Origin of the sequence: Dyadobacter alkalitolerans DSM 23607 (assembly GCF_000428845.1) — a bacterium.
Lineage (GTDB): Bacteria > Bacteroidota > Bacteroidia > Cytophagales > Spirosomataceae > Dyadobacter > Dyadobacter alkalitolerans.
This window is the reverse complement of the sequence record NZ_AUAS01000008.1, coordinates 270,467-283,372: the sequence shown is the minus strand read 5'-3', so window position 1 is coordinate 283,372 and position 12,906 is coordinate 270,467. Positions and strand designations below refer to the sequence as shown.

The window sequence follows — 12,906 nt, the reverse complement described above, 5'->3', positions numbered from 1 at the left end:
TTAACCTCGATAAGAAAACATTTTTTAGATGCGAAAAATACTGGCTTGCTTCTTTCTGCTGGCTGCTAACATCAGCTGGGCCCAGAACACAAAATTCACCCACGCCGACACATTAAGAGGCTCGATAACACCTGAAAGGGTTTGGTGGGATTTGACCTATTACCATTTAAGTGTGCGCCCCAACGCCCAGGACAGCACATTAACAGGCTCAACGAAAGTAGTCTACAAGGTTATCAAACCGTATCAAACCCTGCAAATCGATTTGCAGGAACCGCTACAAATTACCAAGGTTACGCAGGATGGCGAGTCGCTCACTTACAAGCGGGATGGAGACGCTTTCTTTATTGCATTAACCAAAAAACAGGAAGCCGGAAAAACGGAATCGATTGAAGTGTTTTATTCAGGTAAGCCGAGATTAGCAAAACGACCGCCGTGGGACGGAGGCGTTCAATGGGTGCCGGACGGAAAAGGAAACACCATCATTTCGACTTCCTGCCAGGGTCTGGGATCCAGCGTCTGGTGGCCTTGCAAGGACCACATGTATGACGAGCCCGACAGCATGCTCATCAGCATTACGGTTCCCAAAAACATGATGGACGTTTCAAATGGAAACCTGAGGTCAGTTATAGAGAACAATGATGATTCGCATACATTCAATTGGGCGGTTCAAAATCCGATCAACAATTATGGTGTAAATATGAATGTGGCCAATTATGTGGGTTGGAAAGAAACATTCAAAGGTGAAAAAGGAGATTTGGCACTGAGTTATTATGTGCTGCCCCAAAATCTGGAAAAAGCGAAGGAGCAATTTAAGCAAGCGCCTAAGATGCTGAAGGCTTTTGAACATTGGTTTGGGCCCTATCCATTTTATGAGGATGGCTATAAACTGGTTGAAGTTCCGTATCTCGGTATGGAACACCAGAGTTCCGTAACCTATGGTAATGCTTACAAAATGGGTTACCTCGGCAAAGACCTGTCCAACACAGGCTGGGGCTTGAAATGGGATTTTATTATCATTCATGAAAGCGGCCATGAATGGTTTGCCAACAACATTACTTATAAGGATGTGGCAGATATGTGGGTTCATGAAAGTTTCACAAACTACTCAGAAAATCTTTACACGGAATTCTATTTCGGGAAAGAGGCCGGTGCCGATTATGTTATTGGAACCCGGGCATTAATTGCTAATGACAGTCCCATTATTGGCACTTATGGAGTGAATAAGGAAGGGTCAAGGGATATGTATTACAAAGGTGGCAACATGCTCCATACGATCCGGCAGGTTGTAAATGATGATGAGAAATGGCGTCAGATCCTACGGGGTTTGAATAAAACATTTTATCACCAGACTGTCGACGGGTCACAAATTGAGACTTATGTAAGTGATCATGCGGGGAGGAACATTAGCAAGATTTTCGATCAGTATCTGCGTGATGTCCGGATCCCTGTTTTTGAATATTCATTTGGTAACAAAGGGCTTCAATATCGCTGGGCCAATATTGTAGAAGGTTTTGACATGCCTGTTAAAGTAAAAATAGGCGGAAAGGACGAGTTTCTTTATCCGACCAGCAGCTGGCAAAGTCTTAAAACTAAGGGGATCAAGACACTGATCGTCGACAAGAATTTTTATGTAGAGTCAAAAGAAACGAAGCCGGCATCAATGTAGGTCCCAGCATTCCATAATCAAAAGGTCTCCCTTTTTGGCCGAAACCCTGACCATTCCATCCACCTCAGCCTCGTTGCTGTTTCCGGTGCGGTGGCCCAAAGTCAGGGTTTCGTTATGTAAATTGTATTTCAATCCGCTCGTTTCAATGCCTTCGACTGCACCAACAGGAATAAGCGAAATGGGCGTTCCGGCGACATACCATTTTTCAAACGTGCCGGACAGCGGAAAAATCTTCGAATAATCATCAAACATGACTAACCTGATCTGGTCTTTGTAGCGGACCATATTGGTAATGTTTGTGATGGCATGATCTGCCCGGCGGCCAGTTGCCCAAACAATGTTTGCGGCCGGGAAACCTCTGCCTATTAAGAGATCAATCGCTTTTTCAAGATCTGTCTTCTCCTGATCGGGGGTGCTGATGATCTCAATCGGGTGCTGTCTTTCGGAAATTGCATCAAAATCATGCTGCTGGTCGAAGTCACCCATCCACACATCCACTTTAATTCCCAAATCCAAAACCCTGTAAATCGCGTGGTCCAAAACAACAATGAAGGGACTCCATTCAAGCAGTTGTCCCAAAAGTTCAGGAGAGCAGGCTTCCCCGTTAGCAATAATCAAAGCAGGCTCCTGCTTCTCCCTAACAATATGGTGAGATGACATTAATTACAATTTATTCTTAACAAGGGTTACAAGCTCCGTAAGGACACCATGCAGTTGCACGAATTGTCCGTTTACCTGCTCGAAGCGCCGGTCAACTTGCTCAAACCGCTGGTCAATGTTATCAAAACGTCTATCAATCTGTTCAAAGCGTTTGTCAACTTGTTCAAAGCGTTTGTCAACTTGTTCAAAGCGTTTGTCAACGTGTTCAAAGCGTTTGTCAACCTGTTCAAATCGTTTGTCAACCTGTTCAAAACGCTGATCAATACGATCAAATCGTTCATCGTGTTCTGTAAGTTTTGTTTCGATACGTTCTGTCCTGCTCTCTAATTGTGCGAAACGCCGGTCGACTTTTCCAAATTCTTCCCTTACTTCCGAGAAACCGCGATCTACGCGGCTTGTCAATGTTGCTAATCCCTCTGCTACCATTTCGATTTGCTTTCCGTGCCCGCTAGTCACGTTTTCCAATTGTGCCAGTCTTTCTTCTACGTACATAAAAATCTCGTTATATGTTAAACAATGAATGCGACACTACAACTTATAGCGCGCCGCCTATTTAGACGTCCATTAATTAAAAAAGTAACGAGAAACGTGAGTAAATTAAATCTTGATCGCCTTAGCTTCGTTCCAATATACATCCATTTCTTCCAATGTCATATCAGATAGTGACTTGCCTTTTGCACGGGCTGCCTCTTCCAAATACTGAAAACGCCTGATAAACTTCTTATTCGTGCGTTCCAGGGCTGTTTCGGGATTAATGTCGACGAATCTTGAATAGTTAACCAAAGAAAACAAAAGATCCCCAAACTCTCCTTCCGCCTCTGTCTGATCTATCACCTCGCCATTTTCAATGTTGAAATTTTCTTTGAATTCCTGCAACTCCTCCTGAACCTTATCCCAAACCTGCTGCTTTTCATCCCAGTCAAAACCAACACCTCTTGCTTTTTCCTGAATTCGCATGGCCTTAACCAATGCTGGCAAAGACGCAGGCACCCCTCCCAGAACAGACTTGTTGCCTTCTTTTAATTTAAGCTTCTCCCAATTTTGCTTCACAGCTTCTTCATCCTCAGCCACAAAATCCCCGTAAATATGTGGGTGGCGTGAGATCAGTTTTTCAGAAATGCCGTTTAAAACATCCTTAATGTCAAATTGAACATTCGTATCTACATTCTCAGAACCGATTTTGGCATAAAAAACAATGTGCAGCAAAACATCCCCCAGCTCCTTTTTGATTTCCGGTAAATCATTTTCCAAAATCGCATCAGACAACTCGTAGGTTTCTTCGATAGTTAAGTGACGCAACGTATCCATGGTTTGCTTGCGGTCCCAAGGACATTGTTCCCGCAGCTCGTCCATAATGGTCAACAGCCGGTCGAAGGCCATTAATTGCTCCTGGCGACGCGCAGGCAGATCATTAAATTGCTTTTCCATAACATAAAGATATACTGCCTGAACGTCACTCGGCGGACGGGGTTGGGATTTTAAAACCGGTCTGGATCATGTTACTCGTGCATTTAGCGACGATCCGGCCATCTTCCTTGAAAATCTTGCCTTCTACATGAATAATATTTTTTCCCTTGCGGATCACCGTTGACTTTGCAGTAAGCACGTCACCCGGGAAAGCCGGATTCAGGAAATCGCAATTCAGATTCACGGAAGTAAAAGCAAATTCACCTCCCAACGCATACACCATTGTGCCAACGATATCGTCCAGAATAGTAGACGCGATTCCGCCATGCAGGGTGCGCATCGGGTTACACATATCCTCGCGGACTTCATACTCGATTTCCAGGGCGCCCTCCGAGGCATCGATCAGTTTTCCATTCAGCCACTTCGCAACAGGCGAAAAGTTGCCGGTCATGTGTTTTCCTTTCCACTGAAGTAATAGATCAATCCGACTTTCCGGCAGTAAGCTGGAAGGATTAGCTTGTGAATCCATTTAAATTTATAAGTTGACAGTTTGCAATGAAATATTTTAAAAATAGTAATTATCATAGAAAGATACATGGAAAAGACTCAATGATGTGGATTTTATTGCGACGTATCAAAGGTAATTGCTACCTTTGCCGAAGTTTTTGCCAGAGATAAAAGCATACCCATATATGAATTTTACGTTATCGCAAGTTCCTGCCCGTTCTGAAAAGCCCAGGAAAAAAGGGATCACCATGGTAATGGATAAAGGACTGAGTGTCAGGGAAACAGAAGATATGCTTTCCATTGCATCCCCCTATATTGATATCGTAAAACTAGGCTGGGCGACCTCTTTCGTAAGCCCAAATCTCAACGAAAAACTGGCAGTCTACAAAAACGCAAACATTCCGGTATACTTCGGCGGGACGCTTTTTGAGGCGTTTGTGGTAAGAAACCAGTTTGACGACTACCGGAAGCTGCTCGACAAGTATGACCTCAAATACGCCGAAGTTTCGGACGGGTCGATTGAGATGAACCAGGATGTAAAATGTGAGTTCATTCGCACGCTGGCCCAGCAGGTTACGGTCCTTTCCGAGGTTGGCTCAAAGGATGAGAATAAAATTATCCCTCCTTACAAATGGATCCAGCTGATCAAATCGGAATTGCAGGCGGGTGCGTGGAAAGTGATCGGAGAGGCGCGCGAGTCTGGTAATGTTGGTTTGTTTCGTGCCAGTGGCGAAGTTCGCCAGGGTTTGGTAGAAGAGATCCTCACCGAGATTGCATTTGAAGATATGCTTTGGGAGGCGCCTCAAAAATCACAGCAGGTTTGGTTTGTGAAACTCCTGGGCGCTAATGTAAATTTGGGAAACATTGCTCCAAGCGAGCTTATTCCACTCGAAACAATCCGCCTTGGATTGCGTGGTGATACATTCAATCACTTTCTGAATGCAAAGACCAAACAGAAATGGAAAATTGATTCCAAGTAGTTTCCGTGCCTTTCAAAAAATTTTGTCCACCAAAACATAGCTATGGAATTTTTAACACAATTCGTCGATTTCTTCCTGCATCTCGACAAGCATTTGTTCAACATTGTTGAGGAATACGGAACATTAACTTACGTAATTCTTTTCCTCATTGTCTTCACAGAAACTGGCCTTGTAATTATGCCGTTGCTGCCGGGTGATTCACTTCTATTTGCTGCGGGCGCCATTGCTGCCAACGAAGGAACCGGCCTGAATGTATGGCTGATCATTATCATTCTAATCGTTGCGGCGCTTTTGGGAGACAATCTCAATTATTTCATGGGGAAAAAATTCGGGGGAGAAATCAAGAAGCGGGAACGCATTCTATTCCTGAAAAGAGAATATCTTGAAAAAACCGAAGCATTCTACGAAAAACACGGCGGTAGCACGGTGATCATGGCGCGTTTCATTCCGATCGTTCGTACAGTCGCGCCTTTCGTGGCGGGTGCGGGAAGCATGAATTACTCCAAATACATTGTCTACTGCGTAATTGGCGCAATCCTTTGGGTTCCTTCTCTTACATTGCTGGGCTATTTCTTCGGCAATATGGAAATTGTTAAAAAGAACTTTGAACTGGTTATCTTCGGAATCATCGGATTCTCAATCCTCCCAATGATTTACCAATATCTGAAAAGCAGATTTGCTAAACCGAATGTAGCGTAATTAGCTTTCGCTTTTTTGAAATACAATATCACAAAAAACGCCTCGTAACAAAATGTTACGAGGCGTTGTTATGTTATGTCAATTCTACTAACCGCTTACGATTTCGAAGAATAGTTCGGAGCTTCTTTCTGGATCATCACATCGTGCGGATGGCTTTCTCTCACGCCGGCTGATGTAATTTTTACGAATTGCGCTTTTTGCAAGGAAGCAATGTCGCCCGCTCCGCAGTAACCCATTCCCGCTTTCAAGCCTCCAACCATTTGATATACAATCTCGGAAACCTTGCCTTTGAAAGGAACGCGTCCTACAATGCCTTCCGGAACAAGTTTTTTCACATCATCCTCAGCATCCTGGAAATAACGGTCTTTCGACCCATCTTCCATCGCTTCCACTGAGCCCATTCCACGATATGCTTTGAATTTCCGTCCCTCGTAAATCACGATTTCACCCGGTGCTTCGTCGCTTCCTGCAAGCATAGAACCGATCATAATGGTGCTTGCGCCGCCTGCCAATGCTTTCGTCATATCACCGGAGAAACGAATTCCACCATCTGCAATAACCGGAACGTCTGTGTCTTTCAAAGCCTCAGCTGCCCACATGACGGCAGTAAGCTGCGGAACGCCGATTCCGGCAATGATCCGGGTTGTGCAAATACTGCCAGGTCCAACGCCTACTTTCACCGCGTCTGCACCCGCATCTGCAAGTGCTTTGGCTCCTTCGCCTGTTGCCACATTCCCCGCAATTACGTCAAGCTTAGGAAAGTGTTGTTTTACAGATTTCAAAGCTTCAATAACACCGAATGAATGTCCATGAGCCGTGTCCAGACTGATTACGTCCACGCCGGCTTTAACCAATGCCTCAACGCGTTTCAGCAAATCGGCCGTTACGCCAACCGCAGCACCAACACGCAAACGGCCGTATTCGTCTTTACAAGCATTCGGATGCGATTTACGTTTCAGGATATCCTTATAAGTAATCAATCCCGTCAGTCTGTATTCTGAATCTACGATCGGAAGTTTTTCAATTTTGTATTCCTGAAGGATTTTTTCGGCGTCGTCCAGTGACAGGCCATCCGAAGCGGTGATGAGCTTGTCTTTGGTCATAATGTCCGTCACAGGCTTGTTCATTTCTCTTTCGAAACGCAAGTCCCTGTTTGTCAGGATGCCGATAAGCTTATGGTCTTTGTCGATAACGGGAATCCCGCCGATCTTGAACTCGCGCATGATCTGGTGCGCGTCGCCTAATGTCGCTGTGTCAGAAAGGGTGATCGGATCGAGGATCATGCCGCTTTCGGAGCGCTTCACTTTCCTAACCTGCTCAGCCTGAGCTTCGAGAGACATATTTTTGTGAATAATCCCAATCCCTCCTTCTTGCGCCATAGCAATCGCCAGGTCGAATTCGGTAACGGTATCCATTGCAGCGGAAACAAGCGGAATGTTCAGCTCAATGTTACGGGTTAGCTTGGTTTTTGTTGTTGTGTTGCGAGGCAGAATTTCTGAATAACCAGGTATTAGAAGAACGTCGTCGTACGTTAGCGCCTCGAAGAGGACTTTGGATGGGTCTGTGCTCATAGCAAATAAACTATTGTTATTTGCCGGGCAAAATTAAGAATAAGTTTGATGCCGAGCAAACATTTTGTCAAATGCCAAATATTAATTTTTTAAGAATCCAAAATCCCCTATCGCCCCAGGCGCCTTCCATTCCCGGAAACACCAATCTTACCATGTGACTAAAACGATCTGCGAAATGCGTATTTTTAAAAATTATTAAAAATATGATAAAATGGTTTAGGGATAATTGCGGGTTCCTTGACTATAACTTTGCAACCACAAATCCAGGCCACATTAAGGGATCAGATGAAGCCAACCTTTACCGATGAACAACTGGTCGTTCAGCTTTCCGAAAGCAATAAACGCGCTTTTGAGGAGATCTATGACCGTTATTGGTATAAGTTGTACTGCATTTCATTTCACCAAACCGGATCCAAAGAAGAAGCGGAAGAACTGGTGCACGACTTGTTCGAAAGCCTTTGGAAGAGAAGATTGGAAAGTAAAATCACGCATCTGAGCTCCTATCTGGTCATTGCACTGAAATATTTGGTCGTCAATCACATCAAATCGCAGATTACCTGGCGGAAATACCAGGAATATGTGCTTTTGAACAAGATGCACGAGATTTCGACGACGGAGGAGAACATTGAATTCAATGATCTTTCCGAAGCCATTGATAAGGCGATGAAAAAATTGCCGGAGAAAACGAGCCGCGTGTTTCAGCTTAGTCGCTTTGAAAATCAGTCAGTTAAGAACATTGCCAAAGAACTCCACATTTCTGAAAAAGCTGTGGAATATCACATTACCAAGTCCCTGAAAGTCCTGAAAGACAATCTTTGGATTTATCAGACAGACAATTGAGACCTTACCACGCCATGAATCAATACGATTTCCAGAAAACCCTGAAAAAATATCTTGCCGGGCAGCAAACCCAGGAAGAAGAGGATTTCATTCTGGAACATTTAAAAAATAACCCCTTGAACGAAACGCCCGTTTTTGAGGACGAAAAGGCGGTTATAGGGAAGCGAATCAAGAAAAAACTGATTGCTAGCACAATCGGTGAGCCCATTTTTGTCCGTTTGAGGCCTTATCTGACTGCGGCGGCTTCGGTGCTGGTCATGATCGGGTTCTGGTATTTTTTTGCAAATAAAAACACGCCTGAAACTGCTGCTGCACTGGATTTCTTACCTGATGACAGCGTTATTGAAATTAAAAATACATCAGGCAAATCCCAAAATGTGCCGTTGGAAGATGGCAGCATTGTGATTTTGCAAAAGAACAGCAGCATTAGTTATCCCGAGCATTTCGGCCAGAAAAACAGGCTTGTTTACTTACACGGCGAAGCTTTTTTTCAAATAAAGCGAAATCCGGCAAAGCCATTTATTGTGTCCACGGGCACATTGGTTACGAAAGTGCTGGGAACCAGTTTTACGGTTAAATCCTATGACGAATCTGCGTCTGTGGAAGTGCAGGTGAAGACGGGCCGCGTGTCTGTTTATGAAGGAATGGCGAAGAATGTGGTTAATCGCAACGGCGTGATCCTGACGCCAAATCAGCGCATTGTTTTTGATAAAAAATCGAAGAAAATAGAGTTGTCCATCATTGAAAATCCAATGCTGGTCATTCCGGTCAGCGAAACCGAACATGGCTTCACGTTCTCCGAAGTTCCGGTGAAAAATGTATTCTCGGCCCTCGAAAAATCTTACGGAATTGATATCGTGCTCGAAAACGATTCAACCGATTCCTGCCTTTTTACAGGCGATTTGAATGGGTTAACGCTGTTCCAGCAGCTGGATTTGATTTGCCAGTCGGCCAACATTACTTATGAAAGACGCGGAACGGCCCTGTTTGTGCAGGGTGCGGGATGCGACAGTTAGTAAGCAAAAAATGGCGATGATGCTCGAACATCACCGCCACCATTACGCTGTTGTTACCAACAGTTTCATTTGATTGTCTTTGCGTTTGCGTTCACAAAAACCTCTAAAAATATGCATAAAAAAATACCCCTCAAAAGGGTTGTTTACAAGGTCATGAGTACTACGGCTAAACAACTGATTATCGCCATATTATGCTGCGGCATGTCGTTCGCGCATACACTTCACGGGCAGGAATTGCTGAATAAGGAGATTTCGCTGAAAGTGGAATCGCTGGAAGTGAAAAAGGTGCTCCAAATGATCGAAAAGCAGGCGGACGTGAAGTTCGTATATAGCACATCGAGCATTCAGAATTCGCAAAATACAAGTCTGAAAGAGGTTAAGGGAACCTTGAACAAGGTCTTGGATCAATTGCTGGCGCCTTTGAATGTGTCCTATGAAGTGGTTGGCAACTCGCGGATCCTGCTCAGAAAAAAGCCCCAGGCTCCGACCGGGAGCGCACAAACATTGCAAGACCAGGGGATCACAGCGGAGCGTAACATTACAGGAAAAGTGCTGGACGAAAAAGGCGCCGGTCTTCCGGGCGTGAACATCTTGCTCGTAGGCACCCAACAGGGAACTTCCACGGATGAGAACGGCGATTTCCGCATTGCCGTGCCCGATCAAAATGCCACTTTGAAATTCTCCTTCATCGGCTATGTAAGCCAGGAAGTGGCTGTGGATAAGGAGATTATCAATGTAACACTTGCTCCTGACGTGAGCGCATTAAAAGAAGTGGTTGTGGTGGGTTATGGAACGCAGGAAAAGAAAGATGTGACTGGCGCGGTGTCATCCGTGAAAGGCGCTGACTTTCAAAATCTGCCTTCCGGCGGCGCACAACAAGCATTACAAGGCCGTGCGGCGGGTGTGAACATTGTCCGTAACGGCGGTGCTCCTGGCGATGCGGGTTCTATTCAGATCCGCGGTTTCGGAACGGTTAACAACTCTTCCCCATTGGTGGTCATCGACGGCGTTCCGGCGGGCACAATGAATGACGTGAACCCAAATGACATTGAATCGATAGAGATTTTGAAAGATGCCTCTGCCTCTGCCATCTATGGAACGAGAGCAGCGAACGGCGTTATCCTGATTACGACCAAACGCGGGAAATTCGATAATCCACTGTCTGTCACCGTGAATGCTTATGTAGGCGTTACGAACCGGATCAAATCCTTAGATGTGCTTACCGCGCCTCAGTTAGCAGAAATGAAGCAAAAAGCATACACCAATGACAAGCTGGACATTCCGGCGATCTGGGAAGACAAACAATATCAGACGCAGCTTACCAACTGGCAGGACGAACTTTTAAAGCAGGGCGTTACCCGCAATTACGACGCATCGCTGCGTGGCGGCGGTAAATATTCGACTTTTGCAATTTCTGGTGGTTATTACAATGAGGACGGGATAATCGGGAAATCAAATTATACGCGGTATACATTCCGGATCAATTCGGATCATAAGGTGGGTTCGCGGATAAAAATCGGCCAGAATTTCCAGTATACCAACACGCACAATTCAGGTCCGGACACGCAATCTTCACAAACTGGCCTGCTGTTCACCGCTATCCGTTTCCATCCTGGTTTGCCGGTCCGCAATGCCAATGGTTCCTATGGATCAACCGACGGATTGGGTGCGTTCGGAGACTTGAACAACCCCATTTTTACAGTTGATACACAGGATAAAAACAATATCCGAAACCGCTTTCTTGGCAACCTTACCGGCGAACTTGAAATTGTAGAAGGATTGAAATTGCGTGCAAACCTGGCCATGGACGGCACGTTTTCAGACAGCCAGACATTTGATATCAAGGTTAACGACCAATTCCGCAAGAATTCTTACAATCAGCTGAGCGTGGGCCGTGATAAAACGTGGTCTTTCTTGCAGGAATATTTCCTTTCTTACGATAAAGCTTTTGGCAAAAATTCGCTTAGTGTGGTCGGTGGTTATACTTCGCAGACATTCAAAAGCATTTATGCTAATCAATGGGGACGTGAGTTTGCCAGTGAAGATCCTTCGTTGCGTTACATGCAGTATGCAGGGATCATCGTTTCGGTTCCCTTAGCGAACGGCGGCAACGGCGGCCGCAGTTATGACGCGCTTGGGTCGTGGTTTGGAAGGGTTAATTATTCATTTAATGACCGTTATCTCTTTACAGCGACCATGCGGAGTGACGGATCTTCCAAGTTTGCTCCCGGAAATCAGTGGGGCATTTTTCCGGCATTCTCGCTGGGCTGGAGACTTTCAGAAGAAGATTTTTTCAAAAATGCATTGCCCGTTTTCAGCAATTTCAAGCTAACGGGTGGCTGGGGACAGCTGGGTAACCAGAATGTGGCTTCCTTGCAATATCTGGCTTTGATTAATTCTACTTTCCGTTATGCATTCGGCAATGGCGGTGTGCAAAATCAGGTTTCAGGCGCTGCTCAGAGCAGGCTGGCGAATTTGAACATTGGCTGGGAAACGGCGGAAATGAGCAACTTCGGCCTGGAAGCAGGTTTGTTTAAAAACAGCCTCTATCTGTCTGCAAACTATTTTATTAAGGATACCAAGAAAATGCTGCTTGCGCCCCCGTCCGTTGGCACAATCGGAAGCGCCACTATTCCTGACCAGAATGTGGGACAGCTCAGAAACCAGGGCTTAGAGCTGGAAGCTTCCTATAAGCATACAGTTGGTGCGGTAATATTCAATGTAAGTGGTAATGCTACCTTTATTAAAAACAGAATAACCAAACTGGCCACGCCAGGTGGTTTCCTGGCAACACAACTTTACGGAAGGGGCCAGCAGGAGATCGTAAGAACGTATGAAGGACAGCCATATGGCACTTTTTATGGCTATAAAACGAATGGAATTTACCAGAATACCAATGAAATTGATGGCGATGCAAACATTTCAAATGATCCGCGCCGTGCAGACGGACAGATTGTGCCGGGCGATGTGCGTTTCTTGGATTTGAACAATGACGGCATTGTGGATGATGATGACAGAACGATCATCGGCAGCCCGCAGCCAAAGATCAACTACGGATTTTCAGCCGGTGCCAATTACAAAGGGTTTGACTTTACATTGTTTTTCGTGGGTGTAGGCGGCGTTTCGATTTACAATGCTGACCGCATGCAAGGGCTTGACGCAAGTTATCCTTTCAACCTCTATGCCGATGCTTTGAACAGCTGGAATGGCGAGGGATCGAGCAACACCATTCCGCGGATGAGTATTAACAACACGAACCGGAATTTCAGACCTTCCGACCTCTTTGTGGAAAAAGGGGATTATCTGCGCTTGAAAAACATGACCCTTGGATATGCTATTCCAAAGAATGCGATCAGCAAACTAAAAATGTCACAGGCGAGGATTTATGTGACAGGTCAAAATCTGTTGACCTTTACGAAATACTCCGGCCTGAATCCGGAGCTGGGATATGTAGGAAGCGGCGGCACTTACAATCAGCTGAACGTGGATTATGCACAATATCCTCTGGCCCGGACGTGGACGATCGGCGCCACCATTTCTTTCTAAAACCCACTCAGACC

11 protein-coding genes are annotated in these 12,906 nt (G+C 45.3%); 6 read left to right on the top strand and 5 right to left on the bottom strand.

Annotated features, from left to right (window positions below):
• Window positions 1–28: 28 nt before the first annotated feature.
• Window positions 29–1,666 carry a M1 family metallopeptidase gene (locus G395_RS0117945; protein ID WP_026631326.1) on the top strand — a complete coding sequence of 546 codons (1,638 nt, stop codon included), beginning with the start codon at window positions 29–31 and terminating at the stop codon, window positions 1,664–1,666.
• On the opposite strand, the gene G395_RS0117940 is transcribed toward G395_RS0117945, so the two are convergent.
• The 4 genes from G395_RS0117940 to G395_RS0117925 all read right to left on the bottom strand — a co-directional run bounded on the left by G395_RS0117940 (window position 1,658) and on the right by G395_RS0117925 (window position 4,262).
• Window positions 1,658–2,326 (bottom strand): thiamine diphosphokinase, encoded by a 669-nt coding sequence (locus tag G395_RS0117940; RefSeq protein WP_026631325.1) that lies wholly within the window; start codon window positions 2,324–2,326, stop codon window positions 1,658–1,660. The two genes, G395_RS0117945 and G395_RS0117940, sit on opposite strands and share 9 nt — an antisense overlap.
• 3 nt (window positions 2,327–2,329) lie before the next feature.
• On the bottom strand, window positions 2,330–2,818 hold the full coding sequence (locus tag G395_RS29690) for a hypothetical protein (RefSeq protein ID WP_051350229.1): 489 nt from the start codon (window positions 2,816–2,818) through the stop codon (window positions 2,330–2,332).
• Window positions 2,819–2,923: 105 nt separating this feature from the next.
• Complete coding sequence (mazG, locus tag G395_RS0117930; RefSeq protein WP_026631324.1) at window positions 2,924–3,754, bottom strand: nucleoside triphosphate pyrophosphohydrolase; 831 nt, start codon at window positions 3,752–3,754, stop codon at window positions 2,924–2,926.
• A 25-nt stretch (window positions 3,755–3,779) separates the two neighbouring features.
• Window positions 3,780–4,262, bottom strand: coding sequence for a PaaI family thioesterase (locus G395_RS0117925; protein WP_026631323.1), 483 nt, complete (start codon window positions 4,260–4,262; stop codon window positions 3,780–3,782).
• Window positions 4,263–4,425: 163 nt separating this feature from the next.
• Between G395_RS0117925 and G395_RS0117920 the strand changes: the two genes are divergently transcribed.
• The gene (locus tag G395_RS0117920) at window positions 4,426–5,220 is read left to right on the top strand and encodes a phosphosulfolactate synthase (RefSeq protein ID WP_026631322.1); all 795 of its coding nucleotides are present in this window, start codon (window positions 4,426–4,428) and stop codon (window positions 5,218–5,220) included.
• A gap of 42 nt (window positions 5,221–5,262) precedes the next feature.
• The gene (locus tag G395_RS0117915) at window positions 5,263–5,919 is read left to right on the top strand and encodes a DedA family protein (protein ID WP_026631321.1); all 657 of its coding nucleotides are present in this window, start codon (window positions 5,263–5,265) and stop codon (window positions 5,917–5,919) included.
• A 95-nt stretch (window positions 5,920–6,014) separates the two neighbouring features.
• Here G395_RS0117915 and guaB read toward each other — a convergent pair whose 3' ends face one another.
• On the bottom strand, window positions 6,015–7,490 hold the full coding sequence (gene guaB / locus G395_RS0117910; RefSeq protein ID WP_026631320.1) for an IMP dehydrogenase: 1,476 nt from the start codon (window positions 7,488–7,490) through the stop codon (window positions 6,015–6,017).
• Window positions 7,491–7,739: 249 nt separating this feature from the next.
• Between guaB and G395_RS0117900 the strand changes: the two genes are divergently transcribed.
• The 3 genes from G395_RS0117900 to G395_RS0117890 all read left to right on the top strand — a co-directional run bounded on the left by G395_RS0117900 (window position 7,740) and on the right by G395_RS0117890 (window position 12,892).
• Entirely contained in the window at window positions 7,740–8,330 is a 591-nt protein-coding gene (locus G395_RS0117900) for an RNA polymerase sigma factor (RefSeq protein WP_229204207.1), read from the top strand.
• Window positions 8,331–8,344: 14 nt separating this feature from the next.
• Window positions 8,345–9,346, top strand: coding sequence for a FecR family protein (locus G395_RS29685; RefSeq protein ID WP_051350228.1), 1,002 nt, complete (start codon window positions 8,345–8,347; stop codon window positions 9,344–9,346).
• A 111-nt stretch (window positions 9,347–9,457) separates the two neighbouring features.
• On the top strand, window positions 9,458–12,892 hold the full coding sequence (locus G395_RS0117890; RefSeq protein ID WP_026631318.1) for a TonB-dependent receptor: 3,435 nt from the start codon (window positions 9,458–9,460) through the stop codon (window positions 12,890–12,892).
• Window positions 12,893–12,906 lie beyond the last annotated feature (14 nt).

Coding starts and splice junctions, on each gene's coding strand:
- G395_RS0117940 (WP_026631325.1), bottom strand. CDS start 2,326: ATGTCATCTCACCATATTGTTAGGGAGAAGCAGGAGCCTGCTTTGATT.
- G395_RS29685 (WP_051350228.1), top strand. CDS start 8,345: ATGAATCAATACGATTTCCAGAAAACCCTGAAAAAATATCTTGCCGGG.
- G395_RS0117890 (WP_026631318.1), top strand. CDS start 9,458: ATGCATAAAAAAATACCCCTCAAAAGGGTTGTTTACAAGGTCATGAGT.
- guaB (WP_026631320.1), bottom strand. CDS start 7,490: ATGAGCACAGACCCATCCAAAGTCCTCTTCGAGGCGCTAACGTACGAC.
- mazG (WP_026631324.1), bottom strand. CDS start 3,754: ATGGAAAAGCAATTTAATGATCTGCCTGCGCGTCGCCAGGAGCAATTA.
- G395_RS29690 (WP_051350229.1), bottom strand. CDS start 2,818: ATGTACGTAGAAGAAAGACTGGCACAATTGGAAAACGTGACTAGCGGG.
- G395_RS0117920 (WP_026631322.1), top strand. CDS start 4,426: ATGAATTTTACGTTATCGCAAGTTCCTGCCCGTTCTGAAAAGCCCAGG.
- G395_RS0117915 (WP_026631321.1), top strand. CDS start 5,263: ATGGAATTTTTAACACAATTCGTCGATTTCTTCCTGCATCTCGACAAG.
- G395_RS0117945 (WP_026631326.1), top strand. CDS start 29: ATGCGAAAAATACTGGCTTGCTTCTTTCTGCTGGCTGCTAACATCAGC.
- G395_RS0117925 (WP_026631323.1), bottom strand. CDS start 4,262: ATGGATTCACAAGCTAATCCTTCCAGCTTACTGCCGGAAAGTCGGATT.